The sequence below is a fragment of the Rhizobium sp. BK196 genome, from assembly GCF_014193255.1.
Classification (GTDB): Bacteria; Pseudomonadota; Alphaproteobacteria; order Rhizobiales; family Rhizobiaceae; genus Rhizobium.
The window spans coordinates 784,185-811,155 of sequence record NZ_JACHZB010000001.1 but is presented as its reverse complement, the minus strand read 5'-3'; the positions used below and the strand labels follow the sequence as shown (position 1 = coordinate 811,155).

General features: G+C 59.1%; 27 protein-coding genes and 1 tRNA gene. 16 read left to right on the top strand and 12 right to left on the bottom strand.

All coding sequences use genetic code 11. The annotated features are described in order from the left end of the window. Positions 1-100 precede the first annotated feature (100 nt). The 3 genes from FHT78_RS04250 to FHT78_RS04240 all read left to right on the top strand — a co-directional run bounded on the left by FHT78_RS04250 (position 101) and on the right by FHT78_RS04240 (position 4,811). Positions 101-838 carry a glycosyltransferase family 25 protein gene (locus tag FHT78_RS04250; RefSeq protein WP_183740966.1) on the top strand — a complete coding sequence of 246 codons (738 nt, stop codon included), beginning with the start codon at positions 101-103 and terminating at the stop codon, positions 836-838. Beyond that, entirely contained in the window at positions 832-2,175 is a 1,344-nt protein-coding gene (locus tag FHT78_RS04245) for an O-antigen ligase family protein (RefSeq protein WP_183740963.1), read from the top strand. The genes FHT78_RS04250 and FHT78_RS04245 overlap by 7 nt, the downstream gene beginning before the upstream one ends. A 419-nt stretch (positions 2,176-2,594) precedes the next feature. Beyond that, positions 2,595-4,811 carry an adenylate/guanylate cyclase domain-containing protein gene (locus FHT78_RS04240; protein ID WP_183740960.1) on the top strand — a complete coding sequence of 739 codons (2,217 nt, stop codon included), beginning with the start codon at positions 2,595-2,597 and terminating at the stop codon, positions 4,809-4,811. 15 nt (positions 4,812-4,826) lie between these two features. On the opposite strand, the gene FHT78_RS04235 is transcribed toward FHT78_RS04240, so the two are convergent. From FHT78_RS04235 to FHT78_RS04225, 3 genes are all read right to left on the bottom strand, one after another. Beyond that, the gene (locus FHT78_RS04235) at positions 4,827-5,303 is read right to left on the bottom strand and encodes a YHS domain-containing (seleno)protein (RefSeq protein ID WP_183741842.1); all 477 of its coding nucleotides are present in this window, start codon (positions 5,301-5,303) and stop codon (positions 4,827-4,829) included. A 66-nt stretch (positions 5,304-5,369) separates the two neighbouring features. Then, on the bottom strand, positions 5,370-5,960 hold the full coding sequence (locus FHT78_RS04230; RefSeq protein ID WP_183740957.1) for an ankyrin repeat domain-containing protein: 591 nt from the start codon (positions 5,958-5,960) through the stop codon (positions 5,370-5,372). 417 nt (positions 5,961-6,377) lie between these two features. Further along, positions 6,378-6,453, bottom strand: a tRNA-Ile gene (locus FHT78_RS04225). A 191-nt stretch (positions 6,454-6,644) separates the two neighbouring features. Between FHT78_RS04225 and FHT78_RS04220 the strand changes: the two genes are divergently transcribed. Continuing rightward, entirely contained in the window at positions 6,645-7,013 is a 369-nt protein-coding gene (locus tag FHT78_RS04220; RefSeq protein WP_183740954.1) for a response regulator, read from the top strand. A 14-nt stretch (positions 7,014-7,027) separates the two neighbouring features. Here FHT78_RS04220 and FHT78_RS04215 read toward each other — a convergent pair whose 3' ends face one another. From FHT78_RS04215 to FHT78_RS04200, 4 genes are all read right to left on the bottom strand, one after another. Further along, positions 7,028-7,258, bottom strand: a complete 231-nt coding sequence (locus FHT78_RS04215) for a DUF2934 domain-containing protein (RefSeq protein WP_183740951.1) — start codon at positions 7,256-7,258, stop codon at positions 7,028-7,030. A gap of 242 nt (positions 7,259-7,500) precedes the next feature. Beyond that, positions 7,501-7,692: a hypothetical protein gene (locus FHT78_RS04210; protein WP_183740948.1), complete on the bottom strand. Its 192-nt coding sequence runs from the start codon at positions 7,690-7,692 to the stop codon at positions 7,501-7,503. Further along, a complete protein-coding gene (locus FHT78_RS04205) occupies positions 7,689-8,354 on the bottom strand; it encodes an acyl-homoserine-lactone synthase (RefSeq protein WP_183740945.1) in 666 nt (221 codons plus the stop codon). Before FHT78_RS04205 ends, FHT78_RS04210 begins: the two co-directional genes overlap by 4 nt. A 247-nt stretch (positions 8,355-8,601) precedes the next feature. Continuing rightward, positions 8,602-9,327 (bottom strand): LuxR family transcriptional regulator, encoded by a 726-nt coding sequence (locus FHT78_RS04200; RefSeq protein WP_183740943.1) that lies wholly within the window; start codon positions 9,325-9,327, stop codon positions 8,602-8,604. Between the two features lie 126 nt (positions 9,328-9,453). Here FHT78_RS04200 and FHT78_RS04195 point away from each other — a divergent pair, with 126 nt between their 5' ends. After that, positions 9,454-9,639 (top strand): hypothetical protein, encoded by a 186-nt coding sequence (locus tag FHT78_RS04195; protein ID WP_183740940.1) that lies wholly within the window; start codon positions 9,454-9,456, stop codon positions 9,637-9,639. 612 nt (positions 9,640-10,251) lie between these two features. Further along, positions 10,252-12,180: a DUF5054 domain-containing protein gene (locus FHT78_RS04190; protein ID WP_183740937.1), complete on the top strand. Its 1,929-nt coding sequence runs from the start codon at positions 10,252-10,254 to the stop codon at positions 12,178-12,180. Positions 12,181-12,189: 9 nt separating this feature from the next. On the opposite strand, the gene FHT78_RS04185 is transcribed toward FHT78_RS04190, so the two are convergent. The 3 genes from FHT78_RS04185 to FHT78_RS04175 form a co-directional block, all read right to left on the bottom strand. Continuing rightward, the gene (locus tag FHT78_RS04185) at positions 12,190-12,438 is read right to left on the bottom strand and encodes a DUF2934 domain-containing protein (protein ID WP_183741840.1); all 249 of its coding nucleotides are present in this window, start codon (positions 12,436-12,438) and stop codon (positions 12,190-12,192) included. A 216-nt stretch (positions 12,439-12,654) separates the two neighbouring features. Beyond that, positions 12,655-12,870: a hypothetical protein gene (locus tag FHT78_RS04180; protein ID WP_348644705.1), complete on the bottom strand. Its 216-nt coding sequence runs from the start codon at positions 12,868-12,870 to the stop codon at positions 12,655-12,657. A 9-nt stretch (positions 12,871-12,879) separates the two neighbouring features. Continuing rightward, positions 12,880-13,086: a hypothetical protein gene (locus FHT78_RS04175; RefSeq protein ID WP_183740935.1), complete on the bottom strand. Its 207-nt coding sequence runs from the start codon at positions 13,084-13,086 to the stop codon at positions 12,880-12,882. Positions 13,087-13,407: 321 nt separating this feature from the next. Between FHT78_RS04175 and FHT78_RS04170 the strand changes: the two genes are divergently transcribed. Then, positions 13,408-13,791 (top strand): hypothetical protein, encoded by a 384-nt coding sequence (locus tag FHT78_RS04170; protein ID WP_112564635.1) that lies wholly within the window; start codon positions 13,408-13,410, stop codon positions 13,789-13,791. 101 nt (positions 13,792-13,892) lie between these two features. Then, entirely contained in the window at positions 13,893-14,300 is a 408-nt protein-coding gene (locus FHT78_RS04165) for a DUF4174 domain-containing protein (RefSeq protein WP_183740931.1), read from the top strand. 4 nt (positions 14,301-14,304) lie between these two features. Here FHT78_RS04165 and FHT78_RS04160 read toward each other — a convergent pair whose 3' ends face one another. Further along, the gene (locus FHT78_RS04160; protein ID WP_183740928.1) at positions 14,305-15,015 is read right to left on the bottom strand and encodes a GntR family transcriptional regulator; all 711 of its coding nucleotides are present in this window, start codon (positions 15,013-15,015) and stop codon (positions 14,305-14,307) included. A gap of 267 nt (positions 15,016-15,282) precedes the next feature. On the opposite strand from FHT78_RS04160, the gene FHT78_RS04155 reads away from it, so the two are divergent. The 7 genes from FHT78_RS04155 to FHT78_RS04125 all read left to right on the top strand — a co-directional run bounded on the left by FHT78_RS04155 (position 15,283) and on the right by FHT78_RS04125 (position 21,676). Then, a complete protein-coding gene (locus FHT78_RS04155) occupies positions 15,283-16,371 on the top strand; it encodes an ABC transporter ATP-binding protein (protein WP_183740924.1) in 1,089 nt (362 codons plus the stop codon). A 28-nt stretch (positions 16,372-16,399) separates the two neighbouring features. Beyond that, entirely contained in the window at positions 16,400-17,698 is a 1,299-nt protein-coding gene (locus FHT78_RS04150) for a PotD/PotF family extracellular solute-binding protein (RefSeq protein WP_183740921.1), read from the top strand. 153 nt (positions 17,699-17,851) lie between these two features. Then, positions 17,852-18,763 carry an ABC transporter permease gene (locus tag FHT78_RS04145; RefSeq protein WP_183740918.1) on the top strand — a complete coding sequence of 304 codons (912 nt, stop codon included), beginning with the start codon at positions 17,852-17,854 and terminating at the stop codon, positions 18,761-18,763. Position 18,764: 1 nt separating this feature from the next. Beyond that, positions 18,765-19,586, top strand: coding sequence for an ABC transporter permease (locus tag FHT78_RS04140; protein ID WP_183740914.1), 822 nt, complete (start codon positions 18,765-18,767; stop codon positions 19,584-19,586). Position 19,587: 1 nt separating this feature from the next. Further along, positions 19,588-20,331, top strand: coding sequence for an aspartate/glutamate racemase family protein (locus FHT78_RS04135; RefSeq protein ID WP_183740912.1), 744 nt, complete (start codon positions 19,588-19,590; stop codon positions 20,329-20,331). 110 nt (positions 20,332-20,441) lie between these two features. Continuing rightward, a complete protein-coding gene (locus tag FHT78_RS04130) occupies positions 20,442-20,930 on the top strand; it encodes a heme-degrading domain-containing protein (RefSeq protein ID WP_183740909.1) in 489 nt (162 codons plus the stop codon). 122 nt (positions 20,931-21,052) lie between these two features. After that, on the top strand, positions 21,053-21,676 hold the full coding sequence (locus FHT78_RS04125; protein WP_183740906.1) for a DUF2799 domain-containing protein: 624 nt from the start codon (positions 21,053-21,055) through the stop codon (positions 21,674-21,676). A 10-nt stretch (positions 21,677-21,686) separates the two neighbouring features. Here FHT78_RS04125 and FHT78_RS04120 read toward each other — a convergent pair whose 3' ends face one another. Beyond that, the gene (locus FHT78_RS04120; protein ID WP_183740903.1) at positions 21,687-22,931 is read right to left on the bottom strand and encodes an AGE family epimerase/isomerase; all 1,245 of its coding nucleotides are present in this window, start codon (positions 22,929-22,931) and stop codon (positions 21,687-21,689) included. 174 nt (positions 22,932-23,105) lie between these two features. Here FHT78_RS04120 and metH point away from each other — a divergent pair, with 174 nt between their 5' ends. Beyond that, the gene (metH, locus tag FHT78_RS04115; protein ID WP_183740901.1) at positions 23,106-26,879 is read left to right on the top strand and encodes a methionine synthase; all 3,774 of its coding nucleotides are present in this window, start codon (positions 23,106-23,108) and stop codon (positions 26,877-26,879) included. Positions 26,880-26,971 lie beyond the last annotated feature (92 nt).

Here is a 26,971-nt window from a genome sequence, read left to right as displayed (position 1 = left end):
TCAACGCATGGTAGGTAATCTGGGCGTGCGGATGTTGCCCGCGGTTAAGCCTCGACTTATAAAGAACCGCATTCCTGTCTCATGCTGAAGTTTCGCTTTTATGAAAATCGGTGCCTATGTCATCAACCTGAATCGCTCCATCGCTCGCTGGGAAGGGCTTTCGCGGAAAGCCAATTCACTGGCGCTCGACGTCGTCAGGATATCCGGGGTGGATGGCTCGCAGATCCAGCCGCACGACAAGGCTGACATCAACAAGCGGCAATTTCTTCTTCGCAATGGCAGGAACTATTTGCCGGGCGAGCACGGCTGCTATCGCAGTCACGTCAAGGCGCTCACCGAGTTTCTCGACAGCAGCAACGATGCGGCGATCATCATGGAAGATGACGTTGAACTAAAGGCCGATCTGATAGAACGTGCAGAGGCTGTACTTGCCGCGATTCCGAAAGCCGAACTGGTCAAGTTGCTCAACCACCGGTCCAAGGGCTTCATGCAGAAGGCGACGACGAAATTCGGCGATGCCATCGGCCGCTGCATCCATGGGCCGCAAGGTTCGGCCGCCTGCTATCTGGTCACCCGATCCGGCGCCAAGAAGCTTCTGAGGACCATGAACGTCATGGTCTATCCCTTCGATGTGGCATTAGAGCGCGGGTGGTCGACCGAGGTTAATACCTTTACGGTCAAGAACAATCTGATAGAGCTAGGGCCGAACAGCCACGAAACGGCGATTGCGACGAAGCTCGACTACAGGCGGCAGAAATTCAAGGGAATACGCCGCTCCGTCACGCATCTGCTTCGCGCCGCCGACTATGCTAGAAGGGTGCAGTATTCTCTATGGTAGCGAGCGAAGAGCCGATTGCCACGCCCTCCCGTCTCAAGCCCGTCTTCGTCATCCTGTGGCTGCTGCTGATTTCGGCTCCCATTCTGGAGAGCGACAGCTATCGCTATGCGGCGCTGTTGCTGATCGGGGCGACCTTTGTCTGGTTCAAGCCAAATCTTTGGCTGCTGAGGCGAGACTGGCTCGCCAATGCCTGCCTTGCCTGGGGCGCCTACGCGCTGCTGCGCTTCCTCTTTGGACTTATTGTCGACGGTGAGAAGGGTGCGTCCGACTGGCTCTACGCCTTTCCGCTGTTTTTCCCCGCTGTCGGCATCGCACTTTATTCCAGCCGGAAACATATCGAAACGGTGTTTGCGATCTATTTCTCGATCGCCCTTGCCGCCTTGCTGATCTCCACCGACTACCGGCTGATTCTTGCAGGCGACGACCGTATTTCGCCGCTCTTCCATAACAACCTGATCCATGGTGCGATCGGCTGCGGCTTCCTGATGATCGGTGCCTTCTACTGGCTGTTGCATGCCTGGGAGACCGGCAAGCTCGAGCGCCGTTCCGGCAGCTGGATCATTGCCGTCGCGACGCTCATCATCGCGCTCTGCCTTTTCAACATTTACGGCTCCAAGGCGAAAGGGGTCTGGCTGAGCCTCGTCCTCGTCGGACCTCTCATGCTGGCCTCGCTGCTGCTTTACGCAAACAGACGCCGGGCCGCGCTGGTAGGGGCTGTCGTCGTCGCTCTCCTCGCAGCAGCGCTTTTTGTCGGCGGCGATGATATCTGGAGGTTTGCTGGCCCCACCTACGAGGCCACCGCGCGGATCGAAACCGACATCTCTGCGCATGGCATGTGGAATGCTGTCGTTGCTGCGATCGCATCAAAAGATACGCCGGAATCGATGAGCGAACGGCTGCAGCTCTGGGCGAATGCTTCGGAAGTAATTGCTCAGGCGCCGCTCTTCGGTGCGGGCAACCACTGGCTCACACTTTGGAACTCGACCACCTATGCCAGCGTGCCCTATACGCTGCTCCATAATGGCTATTTCGAGATGCTCGTCCGTCACGGCCTGTTCGGCATCATCGTTTTCGCCATATTGGCAACAGGCATGTACAGCCGAGTTTTTGCCGCGTGGAGAGCCAGGCTGATTAGCCTCAGCGTCCTGCTGGCCTATAGCATGGTGACGCTATTCTTCCTTGGAACGATCCTGTCCAACTCCAACAACCGGCTGGCAATCGGCGAATCGTTCTTCTTCGTGTTTTCCGCCGTCGCGTTTGCCTGTGGGATCATGTTGAAGAAGGGAGAGATCAGGCAGGATACCGGCATGGTATCTGGGGATCAGAAAGCTGCCTGAGGGGGGCGATGAGACCCGGCCCAAGGGGTTGCCGAGCGCTCCTTAAGCTGGAGCACTCGCGTTGTCAGATGCCGAAATCGTCCAGAAACGAGGGGTGGACCGCGGTCTTCCTTGCCTCGCGCGCATCACGATAGCGCTGCTGGGCAGAATCGAAGCTGTTGACGATCCGTCGCATGAGGCCGCTTTTGCGGCGTTTGAAAATCAAGTGCATAGCAAAGTTCACTTTTGTTATTTTTGTTAGCCGGCGAGCATATAATTTGTGCGCGGCGCTGCAACAATGGGCATTTTGGCATGCCACCTATGCAGAATATGACAGTGACATGACAAAGGCGCAGATTCACAGCCTTTCGTCGTCGATGGTATCGGCCATAGCGGTGCTGTAAGATGCTGCTGTCGTCCTTTCGGGGGAAGAGACTGACATGGAGCGCCGCCTTGCAGCCGTGCTGATTGCCGATGTCGTGGGCTATGGCCGGTTAAGCCAGGTCGATGAAGAGGGAACGCGTCTACGGTTCCAGGCAGACATGAGGGAAATCGTCGAGCCCCTGATAGCCGAGCATAGCGGGCGGCTGGTCAAAACCATGGGCGACGGTCTGCTGGTCGAATTTCACAGTGTGGTCGAGGCCATGCGCTGCGCGGTGGACGTGCAGAAGCTGAAGGCGAAGCACAATGCGGAGATACCGGCCGATTTTCGTCTGGCTTTCCGCATCGGCATCAATCTGGGTGACATTATCGTCGAGGGGACAGACATCCACGGTGATGGCGTTAATCTTGCCGACCGTATGCAGGCGCTCGCCGAGCCCGGCGGGATCGCGATCTCCGGGCCAGCCTACGACCAGGTGAAATTGAAGCTCGATGTCGGTTTCGTTTCGCTCGGCGAGCAAAGGGTCAAAAGCATCGCTGAGCCCGTGCGCGTCTACCGCGTCGTGTTCGATCCGGCGGCAGCAAGGAAGTTCAGCAATTTGCGAAAGTATTTCAGCCGCCGGCGCGTCGCGGCACTGGCTGCGGCTGCCATCCTGCTCATTCTGGCCGGGGCGGCGCTGTGGTGGCAGCCGTGGGCGCTGCTCGAAAACCCGTCGTTGACCCAACGCTTTGCCTATCCTTTGCCTGATAAACCTTCCGTCGCCGTATTGCCATTCATCAATGTCAGCGGCGACGTGCAGCACGATCATCTTGCAGAAGGCCTGACCGATGATCTGATTACGGAACTGTCGAAAGTCTCCGGCCTCTTCGTCATCGCGCGCCATTCCGTCTTTGCGGTGCGCGATGATGGCGGCAAGATACAGGATGTGGCGGCCGAGCTCGGTGTTCACTACGTCCTTGAAGGGACGCTGCAGCGCGCAGGCTCGCGATTGCGCATCAATGTCAAACTGATCGATGCGCTGAGCGGCCTTTCCCTCTGGGCCGAGCGCTACGACCGCGAATATGCCGATCTCTTCGCGGTCCAGGATGATGTCATCAGCAAGATCATCGCAGCACTTGCCATCAGGCTCAGCGAGGGCGAGCGCACGCAACTGGCGCAGATTCCGACGGAGAATCTCGAGGCCTACGACTATTACATGCGCGCCGAGCAGGCGGGCCTCACCTATGGGGACGTGGGGACCTACCGCGAGGCGCTGTCCTATTATCAGAAGGCGATCGACCTCGATCCGAACTTTGCCGATGCGCATGCGGGGATCGCGCGCATCGCCGTCGATGTCTGGCGCAACGACTACAATATCCTCTGGTCGGCGGCAGTGGCCCGCAAGATCGCCTATGACGCGGCAGGGCAGGCATTGAAGATCGATCCGAACAATGCGCGGGCGCATACGGTCCTTGCCCTCCTGCAACTGGTCGACGGGCGCCAGACGGAGGCGCTGATATCGGCAAACCGTGCCGTGCAGGCGCAGCCGAGCGACGCTGAAGCCAATGGCAATCTGGCCCTCGTGCTCGCTCATATCGGCAATCATGACCAGGCGACCACCGAAATGGAAAAGGCGCTGCGCTTCGATCCTTCGCCATCTCCCGGCTTCCAATTGCTGGCGGGTATCGTCTTCTACATCATCGGCGATGACGACCGGTCGATTTCGCTGATGGAGGCGGCCCGCGACGCGCTTCCCAATGCGGAGGCTGCGCGCGAATTCCTGACCGCAGCCTATATCGAGGACGGCGACAAGAAACGCAGCCTGCAGGAGAAGACGAAGCTGCTGACGCTCTTTCCCGAAAGCAATCTGACCTATTACAGCTATCTCTACGACTACTGGCGCAAGGACGATCTGAACCTGCATTTGAGCAGGCTGCAGAAAGCGGGAATTCCCGAATGGCCCTTTGGATTTCAGGGCGAGAAGGCCGATCAGATCTCCGGCGAGCAGTTGCGCGATCTCATCAGCGACAAGACCTGGACCGGCAAGCATCGCAACGGCACGCAATTCGTCCAGTTCTTCGACAAAGCCGGCAATACCGCCTATCGCAGCGCCAACACGAATATTACCGGCACCGTCGAGATCAAGGGAGACTGGCTCTGCGAGAAATTCCCGGGCTATTTCCTCGACAGGATGGTCTGCGGCAACGTCTATCGCAATCGCGCTACGGACGAGCCCGGCGCGACATATGTGCATGTCACGCCGCAGGCGCTGAAATTCTTCTCGATCGGGGGCTGACGACCGACTGGCCAGCTATTGGGCTGAGGGATGCTGCCAGTCTTTCTGCGCCTTCTCCGAGATCAGGATGTTCTGCACTTCCGACCAGTGCTTTTTGGAATCGACCACCTTCGTCGGGTTCTTCACCAGCCCTTCGGCCGCACCCGGATCATAGCTGATATAGAGCTTGCCATCGATGATGCGCCAGGCATTCGGGTCGATATTGGTGGTCACCGTTCCGAACGACACGCCATCGGCGCAGTAGCCGCCATATTGCGGGGCATATTTTCCGGGGTCCTTGACGAACATGTCACGATGCTCGGCACTGGCGAAATACCAGGTGGCGCCCAGCCAGTGATGGGAATATTGCGGCGATCCTTCCACCGCTTTATCATCCGTAAAATAGGCGACCGGGTCATAGCCCTTGATCGCCACATCCCCGAAATAGCCCGTATTGACGAAGTCTTCCGCCGTGGCCTCGTTTGCCAACAGCAAGACGGCAAGGCCGCCCATAGCTGCGGCCTTCACAAATCCATTCCAGTGAGACATTTCAATGCTCCCGTTTTCAGGCGCGCACGCTCATTTTCGCTTCGTGCATTCGTCATAGAGCCACTGACCCGTAAGGTCGGCTCCCTGACAGGCGGCGCCTGCTTTCAACAAAAGAGTGACGGCGTCCCAGTGCGATCGCCATCCTGCCTGGGTCACCGGCGTGTAGCCGTTTCTTTCCTTCGGCTCGATATCGGCCTTCTGCGCGAGCAGGAAAGCGATGACATCGGCATGGCCTTCCTCCGCCGCCGCATGGAGCGGCGTCATATTGTAGAAGTTCTCGTGATCGTTGACCGAGGCGCCTCGCGCCACCAGCAACTCCACTATATCGAGATGCCCGCCATAGGCCGCCGCATGCAGAGCCGTCAGCCCGCCCTTGTTGCGGATTTCGATATCGCCGCCGCGGTCAAGAAGAAGAGTGACGACATCTGCCTTGCCCGACAGGGCCGCAATCAGCAGTGCCGGCTCGCCGGTATCATCCAGTTCAGCGAGGTTTGCGCCCTGATCCGCAAGCTGCTTGACGCGCTCGACATCGCCCGCGCGCGCGGCATCGTGCAGTGGGCCGGCGGACGCAGCGGAAATCCCAAGGCCGAAACAGATGAAGCTGATCCAAAAGCCATTCATCGCGCACCCCCGTCTTGCCATCCCTGGCTTACAAGCGCGAAAGCGTAGTGAAGCTATCATGAATATGAGGGGGCGGCAATGAAATGGCGGTGCTATCGGCAGGCTCGGAAACACGGCAGATGTCCAGGGGTGTTAGGCGCAAGAAAAGAGATCCGCGTATGCCACCTTGGGAGGTTCATATGACGAATATCCAAACCACTGGACCTACATTCAGCTGATCAACGATTTCTTTAAGATCATGAGGGCGCTCCTTTTGCGGAAAAAGGCGCTTGAGGCCCCACTTCGTCAAAGGCGGTTTAACGTCCCTTCGAACGATTGGCGCCAATTCTAAAATTCCGGAACCCCGTGTCAAAATTCTGAATTTTCGCGTCCGTCTACACCGGCTACAGTCGTAAGCTATTGAAATAAAATAAAAAATGGTGGGCCCGGAGGGACTCGAACCCCCAACCAAGCGGTTATGAGCCGCCGGCTCTAACCATTGAGCTACAGGCCCGGCACCCAGGGTGCGGTCAGCCGGGGCAATGGTTCCCGCGGCTTTTGTCCGCTTAACGCAAATCCGGGACAGTCACAAGCCATGAGCGCAAGCATCTGTGGACGATGCATATTTGCGGTCTGCCCTCTGGAACCTTCGCGCGCGGGCTACATTTACTGCTGTCAGACAGGATTGAAGAGGGCAATCGCAGAATGGTGGCTTCCCAGGGTGCCGTGGTGCTCATCGTCGAGGACGAACCGCTGATCAGGTTCAATATTCTGGATGTGCTCGAAGACGTAGGGCATGTGGCGCTCGAGGCTGGGAACGCGGACGAGGCAATGGTGCTTCTAAAGGCCCGCAACGATGTCGATATCCTCTTCACCGACGTGAATATGGCCGGTTCGATGGACGGCATCCAGCTCGCCAAGCGGGTGAGGGCGATGCGGCCGAATATCGGCATCATCATCACCTCGGGCATGGTGCGGCTCGATCCGATGTCGTTGCCTGCCAACACGACTTTCCTGCCGAAACCCTATCAGCACGAGGCCTTGATCTCGGCGATCGATTCGATGACGCGGTAGCTGCAGGCGGAGCATCAATCGGGGCTCGCCATCGACGGCGGCGGAATGGGGACGTCGGTTGCTCCCGTCGCGGTTTCGGTTTCTTCGATCTGCTTGCGAGCCTGTTCGTTGACTTTTGTCGTTTCGCCGCGCAATTCGGCCTCGGCCTCGTTCCAGTGGCGCCGATCTTGGCCTTCCGGCCTGCCTTCCTTTTCCCAGATTGCGTAGGCGCGCTCGCGTACGCGGTCCTCATTTCGTTCCGTCATGGCTAGCTCCCGTGGGTTTCGGTCATCGCAAAACCGGCTGGGGAGCCGAATGTTCCGGCGAGGCGCTTGAGATCGGGAGGCGCAGCCGAGCCTGAAGGGAGGTCTGCTTCAAGCCCGGCCGCTGGCCCCGGGGGAGCCGCCACAGCATTTCCAATTTTTCTTCGAATAACGAAAATGCTCTATCTATTTGTTTTCACGCAACTCCGGACGCAAAATGCTCAAGCACTTTTGCTCGAATTGCTCTAGTTGTAGCTGCTCTTCAGCAGATCGTTTTCCTGATGCGCCTTCTTCTCATAGATCGTGAAAAGAGCCATCGAAAGGAGATAGGAGAGGAAGGGGTCTCCCATCTGCGTGGCAATATCGCGGGATGCGAGGATATGTCGTTCCAACGCACCGATATCTTTCTGCACTGTGGTTTCGTTCACGCGGTTCATGCTGCCATCTCCAGGAATTGGGTCACGACGGAACGCGTCGGGACGTAGCGGGTATAGAGGGGGGTATCGATGCCGAGGGATGCGCGCATCTTGGTGAGCACACGCTCGGAAACTTCAAAGGCGCCGCAGCAGACCGGATATTTGCCGTAGCCATCGGCGCGGCCGAGTTCCTCGACCTCGGCGCCGGCGCGCTTGTAGACGCGTTTCAGGTGGGGTTCGTAGTTGGAGATCATGGTGTGGATGCCGTGATCGAGGGCGCATTCGCAAAGCGCCAGCAGCAGCATGGAGAAGGCGCGGCCGGAGTCGATATCGGGAAAATTGTCGGAGATTGCTTCCTCGTCGATGCACATGCGGGTGCCCTCCCAGATGCCGGGGGCGACGAGATCGGCTGCCTGCGGGAAGGTTTCGCGGAAGACATCGTAGAGGAGGGTCGGTCCGGTCGTCGGCATCAGGCGCATGCCCCCGTAAAGGCGGGTGCGGGTTTCGTCGCACCAGACGAGATAGGCCGGGCATAGCGAGTCATAGCTGTCGCGCTCGAAGGGGCCGATTACCGGAACGTTCCAGCCAAGAGTATCGGCAAAGACTTTCTTGCGCAGACGGAACATCTGGTCGAGTATGAAAGCGTATTTCTGATACTCATGTGCCTGAATGATAACGAACATTTTGCCCTCCAGCGTGTTTGGTTCGTGAAGGCAGAATGGTTCAGGACGGCGGTGTCGGAAATTCCCTCATATGGGTGCCTACAGATGAGCCCCCGCATATGGGGGGATCCATCAGGGCCTTTTCCAGGCAGCTTGAAGCATGCCGCGGAGCGGGTTTCGTCAAGGTGCAAAGATCAGAGAAGGCCATACCTTCCGGTACGCCCGACGTTTAGCCAGCGGAGGTTTCGGTCCGGCCGGGACGAAAAATTTAGGGATTGATGATGCGCAGCTGCACGGCCCGCGAGGCGGCCGCGGAAATGGTGGCGCAGCCGAGTTTGAAGCGGGCGGTTTTCAGATAATCGCGGGTCGTATGCTCGGAAATGCCGAGGATGACGGCGATATCCTTGTAGTCCTTGCCGAGTGCCGTCCAATGCAGACATTCGATTTCGCGCGGAGAAAGCGTCGGTACCGGGTCGTTCTCGCCGTGAAGCTCGTAGATTGCCTTCCGATGGATGACATGGGCGAGCTCGATCCATTCATTGCGATAGAGCTTGACCATAGCGGTCCAATCATCGACCGGCATGCGGGCATTGATCGACAGCAGCGCGCGGCGTTGAGCCTTGTCGGCAACGGGGATGGAATAGCCGTTGCCGCCGATCCCGTGCTTCTGGGCATCGACGAGCATGGCATAGGCTTCCGGCGTCGGCTCCACCTCGCTCCAGTCGAAGGGCAGCTGGCGCTCGAAGCCCTGTTTGACGATCGGATCGACCTTCACATAGCTGTTGAGCAGGTAGCGCGAGACCCAGGCATCCGGATAGGTGGTGCGCACGAAAGGGGCGTCGATCTTTGCCGCTATGGTCTGAGCGAGGTGATAGGTGACATAGTCGACGGCATACTCCGCCTGGAAGATGCGGATGGAAGCATCGACATTGACCGCAGCCTTGATCTGTTCGAAAACGGGTTCGAACTTTTGGGAATAACTGTTTTCCGTCATCGTGCCGCCTGTCTCAAACCGTTCAATCCTACCGCGAGGAATGTCAAAAATACAAGGCATCCCCACATATGCGGGGAATGACTTTTCCAGATCCGTCTGTTAGCGCCTTTTCCGGGGAGGCTCCAGATGGACAGCAAGAGAACGTTCGATATCGCCGAATGCCATCAGGCAGCCAAAGGGCTGAGATCGAGCTGGCAGGACATGGCTGGCTCCGAGGCGCTGATCCGCGCGCTCGTTGCCGAACGAAGCGGCGATACGTTGCTTGCCTTGTTCTGGACAGAGGTTCACCGGACGCTCTGCGAAGAGAAATAATCGCTCCTTTATCGTTACGTCAGTCACGCATTTCTTCCTTGGAATCGGAGTCGCCGCGATCGACGAGTGCGCGCCGGAGAGGTCGCGGTGCATCTTGATGCCGCGCAACCGCCGGAAAAGCGGCCCGCCTGGGTATTGTCGTGTCAAAACCTCCCGGCGGAATCTCGCGTGGGGGAGGGAATTCGTTCGCCCTATCGGAACGTGGAACATGAACGGCGATTTCGATCATGGGGGCCATTAGCGGAAGTCCTGGCTTCGTCGTGTAAAGCAGCAAGATGAGAGGTGTATCGCGCGTGAACCACCTTGGCCGGTCAGGTTAATGGTGAGTGAACACGCTTTCACATTTTGTCGTCACTTAAGTTGTGTTGCCTGTCGGAAGCAAGATAGGCAAAGACCAGCTCGGCGAAATATCCAGCGTATTCTGGATCACTCAAGCAAATATGCTTGACGGATCGTTACCATGAAGCGAAAAGCTGTTTGTGGAAACGGTTACACAAAATGCCATTGTGCCATATTGGGAGAGGATCGGGATTTCGTGTCGAGCGCAAAATCATTTGCGTTGCGTCTCATGAAAGCTGCTTGCGATGGCAGAACTGATCTAGCGGGATGCAGATGACGGAAAAGCGCGTGCACCTGGTCTTCAAGACCCATCTCGATATCGGTTTCACCGACCATGCGGAGAAGGTTCGCCGGCAATATCACGAGCGCTTCATTCCGCAGGCGATCGAGACCGGCGCGCATTTCTATGCCGAAAATCCTGAACAACCGAAGTTCATCTGGACAACAGGTGCGTGGCTGATCTGGGATCATCTGAATTCGCGTTCGCCTGCCGAGGTCGCGGCACTGGAACAGGCAATCGAGCGCGGGCTCATCCGCTGGCACGGGCTGCCTTTCACCACCCATACGGAGCTGATGTCACCGGACCTGTTCCGAGCGGGTCTTTCCTATTCGCAGGAGCTCGACCGCCGCTTTGGCAAGCAGACGATTGCGGCGAAGATGACCGATGTTCCGGGTCACACGCTCGGCATGGTGCCGCTGCTTGCCGAAGCCGGCATCCGCTTCCTGCATCTCGGCGTCAATACGGCCTCGCCGCCGCCAGATGTGCCTGACATCTTCCGCTGGCGCGCGCCTGAGGGTGCTGAAGTCGTCGTCATGTACCAGCGCTCCTATGGCGAAACCTATTTCCCCGAAGGTTTCGACGACGGGCTGAGCTTTGCACATACGCAGGACAATATCGGCCCGCAGCGCGTGCCGCAGACGGCGGAAGCCTATCGCGACATGCGCCGCCTCGCGCCTGAAGCGGGCATCCGCGCCGCGACGCTGGAGGACTATGGTGCGATCCTCTGGGAGAAGCGCGAGCGTTTTCCGGTGCTGGAGCTGGAGTTGGGAGACAGCTGGATTCATGGTAGCGCCACCGACCCATTGAAGATGGCGAAATTTCTGGCCCTGCAGCGGCTCTATGACCGCTTCGCGGGCGAGGGACTCAATCGGCGCAGGCTCGCTTTCGGCCGCGGGCTCGCCATGGTGGCGGAGCATACCTGCGGGGTGGATATCAAATCCTATCTGCGCGACGACAAGGCCTGGGCAAAAGCTGATTTTGAAGCGGCCCGCAAAGGGGATTACCGTTTCGCCTATACCGAGGCGTCGTGGGACGAGCAACGCGGCTATATCGACCAGGCTGTCGCCGAACTCGATGCCGACGACCAGCAGCAGGCGCAGGCGGTGCTCGCAGAACTCTTCGCGCCGGCGCTCGTCGGCAGCGCGAGCAGGGAGACCCGCCTTGGTGCCAGTGACTGGTCGATCGAGCTCGATGAGGTGACGGGCGATGTTGCTGCGGTGACTTCGCCGCTGGGGCGCAGGATTGCCGGTCGCAACGGTTCGCTGATCGCCTATCGCTATGAGAGCTACGACGCCGCCGATGTCGCCAGACATATGGACAGCTATCTGACGCATCGGCAGGAATGGGCAGTGCTCGATCACGACAAGCCTGGGCTTGGCCGCTCGGGTGCGGCGCTTTCGAAGGTTTTCGTGCCGAGACTGGAACGTGCGGGCAGCGACGGGCTTCTCTTGTCCATGCCAGCGGAAGCCGTCGAGCGGTTTGGGGCGCCACGCCAGCTCGCCGTGGAGTTTTCGAGTGATGGCCGTACCCTGCAATTGCGCCTCTCGCTGCGCGACAAGCCGGCCAACCGCATGCCGGAGGCGAGTTTCCTGTCGTTCACACCCGAGGGCGCAAAGGACTGGGCTTTCAGGAAAATGGGATTATGGCACCGGTCCGGCAGTTTCGCCAGATCCGGCGGCGCGCAGCTGCAGGCCGTCTCCGCTGTCTGCGGCGACCTTGCGGATGCCGGAACGCTCTTCATCGAGCCCCTCGACACGCCGCTGGTTTCGCCGCAGAGCTGGGATTTCATGACGTTCTGTAAGGAGCTGCCGGATTTTGAAGCAGGAATCCGCTTCAACCTGCATAATAACAAGTGGGGAACCAATTTCCCAATGTGGTGGGAAGGCGATTTTTCCGCCCGTTTCCGGATACGCTTGGACTAGCTCGCCTCTTCATACCGCTCGGGGGAGCCTGTGGCGTTGACTGATCTGGACGGTGGGCTCGCGAGATTCTGGAACTTTCGGCCGGAATTTGACGAGAACCTCGTTGCCGTCAGCGGAGGCGCGCGTTTGTTCCAGCCTGTCACGCTCCGCCGTTGCCTGAAGCCAATGCTCAGCGTCGCGGCCATGCGGTCTGCCTTCCGCTTCCCAAAGCGCGTAGGCCCGCTTGCATATCCAGTCATGCCGGGAGGTGTTGCTCATCATTTCATCCTTCTTGAGCCGATCTTATCCCATGGAATCGACATGATAGGCCTACCGCTGAACACGATACCTCACGCCTATCTTGTAGATGAATCCGGCATTGTGCCGGCATTTCGATGGGCTGGCATGACCTCTTGCCATGCTCAGTGTAAGAACGATTTCACCCGACGTGTGTTCCCGACATATTCGGTGAAATTTTGCCTTCAGAGAGGGCGGTCATTCAGAGCGTGACCGCTCGCTGTGGGCCTCGTCGTGGTTAACGTTCCAGTCTTTTCGCGACTTCTGGCCGGGCGGTTTGCGATGGATGGTAGCATCATCGGAATGGGTAATGTCGCGCGGCTTGGCGCTGGAGACGCCGCTGTTGCGGCGGCCCTCTCGCGAACGCGCGAACTGTCCTTCGGCGTCTTTGCGGATTTTGTCTTTACCGTTCACGGTCCTGTCCTACTCGTGAATATGATCGGGCAGAACAGGCGGACGGCGCTTGGCCGCCATCAGCAAGTCCAACTCGACGGAAGACGGACCGAAGCGGGTAAAAAGGCTTTCGGCCTGCTCTTTCTTGAGGCCATATTTGGCGGCGAATTCCTGAAGACTATAGGGGCGGCCGCGCAGGGTGCGGCTGCGTCGTTCAGGTTGGTGAATTTGCGTCATTGCGGATCTCCCCAGACTGCTTGCCGAGGCAAAACCGCCTAGCGCGCTAAAGGTTCCAAATCCGCCCCGTCGATGCCGTCTTAGAGGCGAAACGCCGTTTTAACCGGCGCCGAAAGCAAAAAAATACCGGCAAGTATCAATGAATTTCAATCGTTTAGAAGGTGCCTGCAGACAAGGCGGTCAGAAATGGCTTTATCACGCCTGTGTTACTCTATAAAATGAATCGTGTATCTGGTCCGAGGGAGGAGTCGAGCTCTCGTTTTCGCGTCGATCCGGGCCGGGTCTTGAGGAAGCTGGCTAAATCCATCAGAGGAGACAGACATGATGAATGCACTGCCGCCACTTCACAACGGACATGCCCCGTTCACCCTGCAACAGCTGTTCCGTGAGGCGCTTTATGCGTACGAGGAATGGGACAGCGAACTGACGGAGCCGATTGTCACCCATGAAGGCAGGGTTATTCCCATCAGCTTCGTTTTCGAAGCTATGCGCGAATGCACCGATATCGTCCCGGCCAATATCGTCGGCGCTGTCACCGAACGGCTGACCAAGCCCTGGGAAGGCGAGGGACCGCTAGACCAGATGACTTTCTCCACGGCGGCGCGCGTCATGCGCGTTCTGGTGCGCAAGCGCCTTCTTGCCAATGGTACGCCTGACATCGCCGCTCTTTCGACGCGCGCATCCGAAGCCGAACCGCGCGAATAGAGCTTTCAGGATCGCGGCGCTGGCCGCGATCCCATTCCCCATCCTTCTGTGGAACCCTGCTCATTTCCAGCCGTTGAAACAGGCAGAGAAGGATGAGCACCATGTTGAGATCCATTCTACACGAAATTATGGGAACGGGCGTTCAGGAGGCTCACCTGCCGCGATCGCTGGAACAGTTCCTCGGCGAAAAGAATGTCCTCATCGTCTTTGCTGACGCCGAGGACGATAGGCCAATCGTTCAGGACGAATTGCTGCGCAAGTCGCAGATGCGGCTGATCGAAGACAATATCGATGTCTTCACGATCGCCGGCGGCGGCGCATTCTCCATGTTCGAGGATGGCAAGGACCTTGATGCAGACGAGCTGCGCGATGAGCTTCAAGGGCCACAGAGCGGCGAATTCGGGCTGGTACTTGTTGGCACCGATGGCAAGGTGAAGTTGCGTTCCAGCCAGGTGATGAGTGTGGAGGAGATCAGCCGCGCCGCCGACATCCCATCACCGCATCACTGAGTTTTCAGAGTTCGAATGCTTCTTTCAGCCCAACGCTCTTGCGTTCGCGCAGATCGAGATCAGCCTCGATATGGGCAATATGGTGAAGCATCAGATGGCAGGCGCGATCAAGTTCCCCGCTTTCGATCGCTTCGATGATATCCCCGTGTTCGGCATGGCCGCAGCTCGATACGGTCGATTGCCCGTAGAGCGCGATCACCAGGGATGAGCGGGCGACGAGTTCTTCCATGAAGCGCTGCATGATCGCATTGCCCGAGATGGCGGCGAGCGTCAGATGGAAATCGCCCGAGGCCTTTATCTCGGCTCGTCTTGCCGTCTGACCGCGCTCAGCCATCAGCCGGCCTTCTTCCAAAAGCAATTGCTTCAAGTGCTGGATATCGGATGGCGTGATGTGGGCCACCGCTTCCCGCAGAATGCCGGGCTCGACGAGCCTCCGGGCGGCAAAGATCTGCCGGGCTTCGTCGGGGGAAGGATAGGCGACGAAAGCGCCGCGGTTCTTCTCGACGCTGACGAGACCTTCGTAAGAAAGTGCCTGGAGGGCAGCGCGGGCCAGCGTGCGACTGACATTGAAGAGATTACCGACGTCGCTTTCCGATAGTTTCGTGCCAGGTGACAGGCGTCGCTCGACGATGGCGTCCCTGATTGCATCGCGGATCTGCGGGACGCCCGTATCCCTGATGTCGTCTTGGCTCATGGCGCTGGCGGCGGATTTCATGAAATCGGTTTCCTTGATGTCAGCAAACAATAGCCGCCTTCGTCTGGAAAGTTAAATGGAATTTGCGCTCAAAATAGAGGTCAAATTGTATACGATTTTCTGCACGAATTGAGGACGAAAGCCCATTTTGTGTGCAGTGTGAAAAGTGCCAGAAATTTCGTCAGTCCCGATGATGCTATTAAAAATTCATAATTTGCAAGAACTTAGGATGCGCTCACCAAATTGGCACGGCAGATGCATTGTCTTTCTCGAACAGGGGAAGACACGATGTCGAAAGCGGCAGAGATCGATATAGCATCCGTTTCGAAGGTCTACGGCGCGACCACGGCGGTTCATGCCATCAGCCTCAAGATTCCGGCCGGTTCCTATTGTTGCTTCCTCGGCCCCTCGGGCTGCGGCAAGACTTCGACCCTGCGCATGATCGCGGGTCACGAAACGATTTCATCGGGCGATATCCGTCTCGGCAATGTCGTTGTCACCGATTTTCCGCCGGCAAAGCGCGGCACGGCGATGATGTTCCAATCCTATGCGCTGTTTCCGCATCTCGATCTCGTCGACAACGTGGCCTTTAGCTTGAAGATGAAAGGTGTCGACAAGGACGAACGTCGCGCCAAGGCGCTGGAGATGCTGAAACTGATGCAGATGGAGGCCTATGCCACCAGGCGGCCGGCGCAGCTTTCCGGCGGTCAACAGCAGCGCGTCGCTCTGGCGCGTGCCTTGATCACCGATCCGGAAGCATTGCTGCTCGACGAGCCGCTGTCTGCACTCGACCCTTTCCTGAAGATCCGCATGCGCGCGGAGCTGAAGAAACTGCAAAAAACGCTCGGCATCACCTTCGTGCATGTGACGCACAGCCAGGAAGAGGCGATGGCGCTCGCCGACATCATCGTCATCATGAATGACGGGAAGATCGAGCAGGCGGCCTCTCCGCGGCAGGTCTTCGAGAAGCCGGCGACTGCCTTCGTCGCGCGCTTCATGGGCGATCATAACGTGCTCTCCGGCCGGGTCACCTCGAGCGAGAACGGCGTGATCGTGATGACGGTGCCGGAAGGGCAGAGTTTTTCCGTGCGCGGGATGGGCAGGGAGGTCGGCGAGCCGATCGATATCGGCATCCGCACCGACCGCGTACGCCTTCAGGTGGCGACCGAATGGACCCTCGGCTTCAACGGCATCGTCTCCAATATCGAATATCGCGGCTCCTCGGTGAAGATCACCGTCTTCGGAGCTGGCAGCGACGATTTCACCGTCATCGCAAGCGACAGCGATTACTTCGCCAGCCCGGTTTCGGTCGGCGATGCGGTGTCTTTGAGTTGGGCTCCGGAGGATGCTGTCCTCCTTGGCCGCGTTTCCGCATGAACTTCACTACTAAAAAAGGGGAACTGCCATGACGACTGAAACGAAAACCACCAAGGCGGAAAAGGGAATTTCCCGCCGCTCGCTTCTGAAGACCGGTGCCGCCGCCGTCGGCGCCATCGCCGGCTCGGGCGCCATCACCGGCTTCCCGACGATCTGGGCGCAGTCCAACATCACGCTTCGCCAGTTCGGCACCGGCGTTTCGAACATCAACGCGATCGCCGAGAAGTGCAAGCAGGACCTCGGCATCACACTTGAGATGACCGCGACGGATTCCGACGCCGCTGCCCAGCGCGCGGTCACCCAGCCCGACAGCTACGATATCGCCGATATCGAATACTGGATCCTGAAAAAGGTCTATCCGGCCGGTGTCATCCAGCCGATGGATGTGAAGAAGCTGAAGTACTACGACAAGGTCGTGCCGCTCTTCAAGAACGGCAAGCTGAAGCCAGACAGCGTCATTGCCCAGGGCACGGCGCCGCACACCGTTGGCTATGTCGAAAGCAAGGATGCCAAGACTTTCGCCAAGGGGGAGACTGAGCTCTTCACCATGATGCCAACGATCTACAATGCCGATACGCTCGGCATTCGCCCCGACCTCGTCGGCCGCGAGATCACCACCTGGGCTGACATCATGGATCCGAAGTTCAAGGGCAAGACCTCGATCCTCAACATCCCGTCGATCGGCATCATGGATGCCGCGATGATCATGGAAGCTCTGGGCAACATCAAATATGCCGACAAGGGCAACATGACCAAGGCGGAGATCGACAAGACGATCGAGTTCCTGATCAAGGCAAAGCACGACGGCCAATTCCGCGCCTTCTGGAAGAGCTTCGACGAGTCGGTCAACCTGATGGCGTCGGGCGAAGTCGTTATCCAGTCCATGTGGTCGCCGGCCGTCGCCGCCGTCCGCTCCAAGGGCATTGCCTGCAAATATCAGCCGCTCAAGGAAGGCTATCGTTCATGGGGTGGCGGTCTCGGCCTCGCTGCGCACCTCAAGGGCGCGCAGCTCGACGCGGCCTATGAATACATCAACTGGTATACGTCGGGCTGGGTCGGCGGCTACCTCAACCGTCAGGGCTACTACTCCGCTTGCATGGATACGGCCAAGAACTTCATGACTGCAGACGAATGGGGCTACTGGATCGAAGGTAAGCCGGCACAGGGCGATATCCTCTCGCCCGAAGGCAAGGTCATGGAAAAGGCTGGCGCTGTTCGCGATGGCGGTTCGTTCGAAGAGCGCATGGGTCATGTGGCGTGCTGGAACTCCGTCATGGACGAGGACCGCTACATGGTCCGCCGTTGGAACGAATTCATCGCGGCTTAAGTATCCACGGCTTTCCCCTCCCTAACCCTCCCCACAAGGGGGAGGGAACTTGTCGAGGGTGCGGCACCGTTCTCCCTCTCCCTTGTGGGGAGGGTTGGGGAGGGGTCTTCATCGACCTCTCCTTTCTCACCTCGATGAAGGAAAGGACCAGGCATGGCCACGATCGCTTCAGAGCAGACGATACCGGCCGCGGAGACGCCCAAACGCGCCTTCCGGCTTGCGCCATGGGCGATCTCCTATCTGCAGGCCACGCCGCTGATCGCCATCCTCGGCTTCTTCTTCATCCTGCCGATCGCGATGATCGCTATCGTCAGCTTCTGGGACTATGATTTCGCCGGTCTCTATCCCGACTTCCTGACCATGAACTATACCGACACGCTCGGCTCATGGGTGACCTGGAAGACCTATCTCAACACGCTGAAATTCACCGTGATTGTCTGGGCCCTGACGCTCTTCATCGGCTTCTGGGTCGCCTATTTCCTGGCCTTCCATATCCGCAAGACCTCCACGCAGATGATCCTCTTCCTCGTCTGCACCGTGCCCTTCATGACATCGAACATCATCCGCATGATCTCGTGGATCCCAGTGCTCGGCCGCAACGGTCTCGTCAATTCGGCGCTGGTACAGATGGGCATCGTACCGCAGCCGGTGGAATGGCTGCTCTATTCGGATTTCGCCGTGGTACTCGCGATGGTGCATCTCTACACGCTCTTCATGGTGACACCGATCTTCAACACGCTGATGCGCATCGACCGTTCGCTCTTTGAAGCGGCGCGCGATGCCGGTGCTTCCGGCAGGCAGGTTTTGTGGAATGTGGTCATCCCGCTTGCCAAGCCCGGCATAGCGATCGGCACGATCTTCGTCGTCACGCTGGTCATGGCTGACTTCTCCACCGTGCAGGTTATGTCGGGGGGGCAGAGCGCCTCGGTGGCTCTGATGATGAAGAACCAGATGTCGCTGCTGCAATATCCAGCCGCCGCCGCCAATGCCGTCGTGCTGCTGGTGGTGGTGCTGATGATGGTCGCGGCGATCCTGCGCGTCGTCGATATCCGCAAGGAGCTTTAGGATGTACCGCGAAAAACGCTCCCTCGAATTCTACGTCCTTGCCGCCTTCTTCTGCCTTTTCGTGCTCTTTCTCTATGGGCCGCTTTCGGCGATCGTCATTCTCTCCTTCCAGGGGCCGGATGGCGGTTTGACCTTCCCGCTGAATGGTGTTTCGACGCACTGGTTCTTCAATCTCTTTGAAAAGCAGGCCGTCGGCGATTTCGGCGCCTCCTTCCAACGCTCCTTCATTCTCGGGCTGATGGTGATGGTGGTGACCGTGGTCGTCTCGCTGATGGCGGGCTTTGCCTTCCGCCGGCGGTTCCGCGGCTCGTCGGTGCTGTTTTATGCGACGGTCGCGAGCCTCGTCGTACCGTCGATCATCATCTCGCTCGGCATCGGCGTCGTCTTCCAGCAGGGCGGGCTTAGGCCTGCCTGGTATTCCTCGGCCTTCGGCGCGCATCTGACCTGGACGCTGCCCTTCGGCGTGCTGATCATGTTTGCTGTCTTCAACCGCTTCTCGCCGGCATACGAGGAGGCCGCGCGCGATCTCGGCGCGACGTCATGGCAAACCTTCCGCCATGTCGTTCTGCCGATGATTGCACCCAGTCTCATCGGCGTCGGCCTCTTCGGCTTCACGCTTTCCTATGATGAATTTGCCCGCACGCTGATGACGTCGGGCACCTACAACACGCTGCCGCTTGAAATCTACGGTATGACCACGAACGTGACGACGCCGGTCCTCTATGCGCTCGGCACGGTCACGACGCTTTTCTCCTTCACCATCATTCTCGTCGCGCTCGGCATCATGGCGATGCTCGGCCGGCGGCAGGCAAAGACCCGCTGACATGCGCATATTGATCGTCAATCCCAATACGACCGCTTCCATGACTGAGAAGGCGGCCGCCGCCGCGCGTGCGGTCGCCGCGGCCGGCACCGAGATCGTCGCCGCGACCTCGCGCATGGGGCCAGTTTCCATCGAGGGGCATTATGACGGGGCGCTTGCCATCCCTGGTCTGCTGACGGAGCTGAAGGAGCGGCAGGAGGCAGGATACGATGCGGCGATCGTCGCCTGCTTCGACGATACCGGGCTTGATGCGGCACGCACCTTCGCTGACGTGCCCGTTCTCGGGCTCTGCGAATCCGCTGTCGCTACAGCGGGCTTCCTCGCTCAGCGCTTTACGGTGGTGACGACACTGGAGCGGTCCCGCGTGCTGATCGACAATCTCGTGCGCCGTTATGGCATGGGTAGTCGCGCGAAGGTGAGGGCATCGGATATTCCGGTGCTGGAGCTGGAGGATGAAGCCTCAGGGGCGATCGGCAAGCTGAAGGCGGAAATTGAGAGAGCGCTTTCGGAGGATGGCGCAGAGGCAATCGTGCTTGGCTGCGCCGGCATGACCGATCTGGCGCGCGAGCTTCAAGAGCACTATGGCGTGCCCGTCATCGATGGGGTGGCGGCGGCCGTCAAGCAGGCGGAAGCGCTCGTGTCGCTCGGTCTTTCGACCAGCAAGCGCGGCTCCTATGCCTCGCCGCTGCCGAAACATTTCATGGGCGCGATGAGCGGTTTTGCACCAAGCCGAGCGATCGGCTGAGCATCACATCGAAGCTCTTGATGGTGCACAGGCCCAAGTTTTGACTTTACTTTTCCCCCTCGCGTGAGAATGGTCACTGCCGATCATCACGCTGAGAGGAGAGCCGTGCCATGTCGATCGACGAGGATCTGATCCGGATTGCGGAACAGGAAAAGGCGTTGAGCTTCGATGCCTTCGATCTGACGACTGCATGGCAGCTCGGCAAGCTGTTGCAGGAGCTCGCCACCGAACGCGGCCTCGGCATCGCGATCGATATCACGCTGCATTCCATGCCGGTCTTCTACGCGGCCTTGCCTGGTGTGACGCCTGACAACGTCAATTGGGTGCGGCGCAAGCGCAATATGGTGTCCCGCTATTTCCGCAGCAGCTACGCTTCCGGCCTCAAGCTGCAGAAGGAAGGCAAGACGGTTGAAGATAACGGGCTCTCGCCGGCGGATTATGCTCCGCATGGCGGTAGTTTCCCGATCAATGTCAGAGGCACGGGCTGCATCGGCGCCGTCACCGTATCCGGCCTGCCGCAGCGCGACGACCACAATCTCGCGGTCGAGGCGCTGGCACTGATCCTGGCAAAGGATCTCGAAAGCCTGCGGCTTAGATGACTCTGCCGCATTTTTGACAAATAGAAGCCACAAAAAACCCAAGATCGCGATCCGTTCCCGGTGACGGTCGCATGTCGTAACGATAAGGTGCGCCCGGTTTAGTGACTTGCTGCCGGGACATCATGTTACGTTTGCTCTTTGCCTTTCTTGCAATTGGTTTCAGTCTTTTCCTCGCTTCCTGCAATACGCTCTCGAAGGAAGAATGCGTCGCCGCCGACTGGCGGGTGATCGGTGAATCCGACGGCGCTGCCGGATACGAGCCGCAGGAGCGTTTTGCCGCGCATGCCAAATCCTGCGAGCGGGTGAAGATCGTTCCCGACCAGACGATCTGGTATCAGGGTTATCAGGCAGGCTTGGTGCGCTATTGCACGCCGATGAGCGGCTTGATGCACGGGCAGGCGGGTCACGGCTATTCCAATGTCTGCCCGCCGGAGACAGCGCCCGGTTTTCTGCGTGGCTACATGCTCGGCAATCGCCAGAATTCACAGCAGTCGCGTCTGAGTTCGCTTCAAAGCGACTACGGATCGAAGGAAGCCGAGATCGACGACCTGTCGCGCAAGCTCAAGGATGCGCCGGATGCAGACCGGCGCGATATCCGCCGCCGGATGGACGATCTCGAAGACGATATGCGCCGCATCCGCAGAGAGCAGCGTGACGTTCAGGATCAACTCGACGATACCAGCGCGGAAGTGCAGTGGTTCCAGCAGAATCCGAACGCAGCGCCGCCGGCCATGCCTGGCTACTGAGGCTTTCGCCTCAGAGCTTGCCGCCGGCTTCAATGATCCCCTTGGTCAGGCTGCCCGTCGCTGGGAAGAGCGGGATAAGGCAGGCCTGCAGGGCGTGGTAGATGTCGCCCTTGCCGGGGAAGAGCGAGTGCGAGGGAACGAGGTCTTCCGTCAGTTCCTCGTGCCAGCCGCCATTCTCATGGTCTATGAAGCTGCGCTCGATCACGTTCCAGATCTTGCGGTAGCATTCTTCATGATAGTCGCTCGGCAGGTGCTCGTTGAGGAAGTGCGCGGCGGCAGCACCCTCGCAGGCCGGCCACCAGAGCTTGTTGCGCTTGGCCGGCTTGTCGGCCCAGTCGAGCGTATAGAAGAAGCCGCCCTTATCATTGTCCCAGCCGAGAGCCATGGATTGCTCGAAGAGGGCCTTGGCCGCATCCGGCATCCAGTCGATCTTCCTGCCCCCGAGCGCCCAGAGCTGCAGGATCAGGCGAGTCCATTCCAGCCAGTGGCCCGGCGTCGTGCCGGCGGGGCGGAACATTTCGTTCGGATGATAGTAATCCTTATCGAGGTTCCATTCGGCATCGAAATGCTCGGCGACGCGCCAGTCGACGGAACCGGCCGAACGGCGGATGACGAGATCGGCGATGCTTTCGGCCTTGGTGAGGTAGTCGCGGTCACCGGTCGCCTCGAAGGCGGCCATCAACGCTTCGGTGAGATGCATATTGGAATTCTGGCCGCGATAGGTGCCGCCATCGAGCGGTTGCCAGTCCGCGGTGAACTCTTCGGCGATAGCACCGAATTTGGTTTCCCAGAACTTCGTGTTCAGGACCTCGGTGATATCGGCGAGCATGCCATCGGCGAGCGGATGGCCGATCGTTTTGGCCGATGAGGCGGCGAGCAGGACGAAAGCGTGACCGTAGCCCTGCTTGTTGGAATCGACGGGACCGTTGTTGTTGAGCGACCAGAAGTAACCGCCGTTCTTGCGGTCACGATGCTGGTTCCAGATGTAGTTCATGCCGTGATCGACGACATCTGCGGCACCGGGGCGGCCGAGCAGTGTGCCGATCGAGAAGCAGTGGACGGCGCGCGAGGCAATATGGAGTGGACGTACCTGGCCTTCGGCATTGAGCGGCTTGCCGGCGTCGTCGAGGTCGTAGAAGCCGCCTTTGGGATTGATGGAATTGTGCTGGAAGAAATCGAAGAGACCGTTGGCCTGCGAAAGCAGCCAGCCGCGATGATAGGCACGGGTGGACCAGTTGCCGAGTGCAGGTGCCATGATACTCCTCCGAATTCGTGCACAATGCCTTTAGGAAAACGCCTATATAGAGGTCGTGCGAGTCTGTCATCCGCCAAGGCTCGTAATGTCCCTAAAGTAACAGGCATATGTTGACATAAAGATATCTTTATGTGATTGGTCGTTTCCGATCTTGTGATATCAAGGAGCCTTCCCGTGTTCGATAATCTCTTTGGCCCCGAAGGGGGCAAGCGTGATGGCAGTGAAGTATTCGCGGCGCTGAAGAAGGCAGCCAGCGAACGCATTCTCGTCCTTGACGGTGCCATGGGCACGCAGATCCAGGGTTTGGGCTTCGATGAAGACCATTTCCGCGGTTCGCGTTTCATCGGCTGTGCCTGCCATCAGAAGGGCAATAACGACCTGCTGATCCTGTCGCAGCCGGACGCCATTGAAGAAATCCATTACAAATACGCCAAGGCCGGCGCCGATATTCTTGAGACCAATACCTTCTCCTCGACCCGCATCGCGCAGGCCGATTACCAGATGGAAGGTGAGGTCTATGCGCTGAACAAGGAAGGTGCGGAGATCGTGCGCCGGGCAGCCCAGCGTGCAGAGCGCGAGGACGGCAAGCGCCGCTTCGTTGCCGGCGCCATCGGTCCGACGAACCGCACGGCTTCGATCTCGCCCGACGTCAACAATCCTGGTTTCCGCGCCGTCACCTTTGACGATCTGCGTGATGCCTATGCCGAGCAGATCGATGGCCTGATCGATGGCGGCGCTGATATCATCCTGATCGAGACGATTTTCGATACGCTGAATGCCAAGGCTGCGATCTTTGCCTGCGAGGAGCGTTTCGAGGCGAAGGGCATCCGCCTGCCTGTCATGATCTCCGGCACGATCACCGATCTCTCGGGCCGCACGTTGTCCGGCCAGACGCCGAGCGCCTTCTGGAACTCGGTGCGCCATGCCAACCCATTCACGATCGGCCTCAACTGCGCGCTCGGCGCCAATGCGATGCGCCCGCATCTGCAGGAGCTTTCGGGCGTTGCCGATACCTTCATCTGCGCCTATCCGAATGCCGGGCTGCCGAACGAGTTTGGCCAGTATGACGAAACGCCGGAACTGATGGCGGCGCAGATCGACAGCTTTGCCCGCGAAGGCCTCGTCAACATCGTCGGCGGCTGCTGCGGCTCGACGCCCGAACATATCAGGATGATTGCGGAGACTGTGGCGAAGTATAAGCCGCGGCCGGTCCCTGAGCATCGTCCCTTCATGTCGCTGTCGGGCCTCGAGCCCTTCGAGCTGACCAAGGACATTCCCTTCGTCAATGTTGGCGAGCGCACCAACGTCACCGGTTCGGCCAAGTTCCGCAAGCTGATCACCAATGCCGATTTCACGGCAGCGCTCGATGTCGCCCGCGACCAGGTCGAAAACGGCGCGCAGGTGATCGACATCAACATGGACGAAGGCCTGATCGATTCCGAAAAGGCGATGGTCGAGTTCCTGAACCTGATCGCCGCCGAGCCGGATATCGCTCGCGTGCCTGTGATGATCGACTCGTCGAAGTTCTCGATCATCGAATCCGGCCTGAAGCGCGTTCAGGGCAAGGCGATCGTCAACTCGATCTCACTCAAGGAAGGCGAGGAGAATTTCCTCGCCCAGGCGCGTCTGCTGCACAATTACGGCGCGGCAGTCGTCGTCATGGCCTTCGACGAGACAGGGCAGGCGGACAGCTACGAACGCAAGGTCGAGATCTGCACGCGCGCCTACAAGCTGCTCACCGAGAAGGTCGGTTTCCCGCCCGAGGACATCATCTTCGACCCGAACATCTTCGCCGTCGCGACCGGCATCGAGGAACACAACAACTACGGTGTCGACTTCATCGAGGCGACGCGCACGATCCGCAAGACCATGCCGCTCGTCCATATCTCCGGCGGCGTCTCGAACCTTTCCTTCTCCTTCCGCGGCAACGAGCCGGTGCGCGAGGCGATGCATGCCGTGTTCCTCTACCACGCCATCCAGGCGGGCATGGACATGGGCATCGTCAATGCCGGCCAACTGGCCGTCTATGACCAGATCGATCCGGAACTGCGCGAGGCCTGCGAAGACGTCGTGCTGAACCGTCGCGCCGACGCGACCGAACGGTTGCTCGAGGTTGCCGAACGCTTCCGCGGCGCCGCCGCCAAGGAAGGTAAGGTGCAGGATCTCTCCTGGCGCGAATGGAGCGTCGAGAAGCGTCTCGAACATGCGCTGGTCAACGGTATCACCGAATATATCGAAGCCGATACCGAGGAAGCCCGCCAACAGGCTGCGCGGCCGCTGCATGTCATTGAAGGTCCGCTGATGGCCGGCATGAACGTCGTCGGCGACCTCTTCGGTTCGGGCAAGATGTTCCTGCCGCAGGTGGTCAAGTCCGCCCGCGTCATGAAGCAGGCCGTTGCCGTGCTCCTTCCTTACATGGAGGAGGAGAAGCGTCAGAATGGCGGCGAGGAACGCAAGTCTGCCGGCAAGATCCTGATGGCGACCGTCAAGGGCGACGTGCACGATATCGGCAAGAACATCGTCGGCGTCGTGCTTGCCTGCAACAATTACGAGATCATCGATCTCGGCGTCATGGTGCCGGCAACGAAGATCCTCGAGACGGCTGTCGCCGAGAAGGTCGATGTCATCGGTCTCTCCGGCCTCATCACGCCGTCGCTCGACGAGATGGTGCATGTAGCGGCCGAAATGGAGCGACAGGGCTTCGATATTCCCCTGCTGATCGGCGGGGCAACGACCAGCCGCGTGCATACGGCCGTCAAGATCCATCCCGGCTATAACAAGGGTCAGTCGATTTACGTGACGGATGCCAGCCGCGCCGTTGGCGTCGTCTCCTCGCTGCTGTCGCCGGACACTCGTCAGGGTTATATCGACGATATCAGGGCGGAATATGCCAAGGTCGCTGCTGCCCATGCGCGCAGCGAAGCCGAAAAGGTGCGTCTGCCGCTCGCCCGCGCCCGCGAGAACGCACAGAAGGTCGACTGGGCAGCCTATAAGCCGACCAAGCCGAGCTTCCTCGGAACCAAGGTGTTCGAGGACTACGATCTGGCCGAACTTGCCAAGTACATCGACTGGACGCCGTTCTTCCAGACCTGGGAGTTGCGGGGGCGCTACCCGGCGATCCTCGAAGACGAGAAGCAAGGCGAAGCTGCGCGGGCTCTCTGGGCTGACGCCCAGGCGATGCTGAAGAAGATCATCGACGAGAAGTGGTTCCGTCCCCGTGCCGTCATCGGCTTCTGGCCGGCCGGTACCGTCGGCGACGATATCCGCCTCTTCAAGGACGATGCCCGCAGGCAAGAGTTGGCAACGTTCTACACGCTGCGCCAGCAGCTTTCGAAACGCGATGGCCGTCCGAACGTGGCGTTGTCGGACTTCGTCGCGCCTGTGAACAGCGGCGTGCAGGACTATGTCGGCGGCTTCGTGGTAACCGCCGGTTTTGAGGAGATCGCCATCGCCGAGCGCTTCGAGCGCTCGAATGACGACTATTCCTCGATCCTGGTGAAGGCGCTAGCCGACCGCTTCGCCGAAGCTTTCGCCGAATGCATGCATGAGCGCGTCCGGCGCGAATATTGGGGCTATGCCAAGGACGAGCATCTCTCCAACGAGGATCTCATTACCGAGGCCTATGCCGGCATCCGCCCGGCACCCGGCTATCCCGCCCAGCCTGATCACACTGAGAAAAAGACTTTGTTCGGTCTTCTCGACGCAGAAAACACCGCTGGTGTGAAGCTGACCGAGAGCTATGCGATGTGGCCCGGCTCGTCAGTATCCGGCATCTATATCGGCCACCCGGGCTCCTACTATTTCGGCGTCGCCAAGGTGGAGCGCGATCAGGTCGAAGACTATGCCAAGCGCAAGGGCATGGATGTCACCGAGGTCGAGCGTTGGCTCGGACCGGTGCTCAACTACGTGCCGCGCAAGACTGATGAAGAGATCGAAGACGCTGCCTGATTGCGGAGTCTTTTCTATCGCTTGAGGTGGCGTGCTCAGTCGTTGATTCAATGAACGATGAAGCCGGGAAGTGATTCACTTTCCGGCTTTAT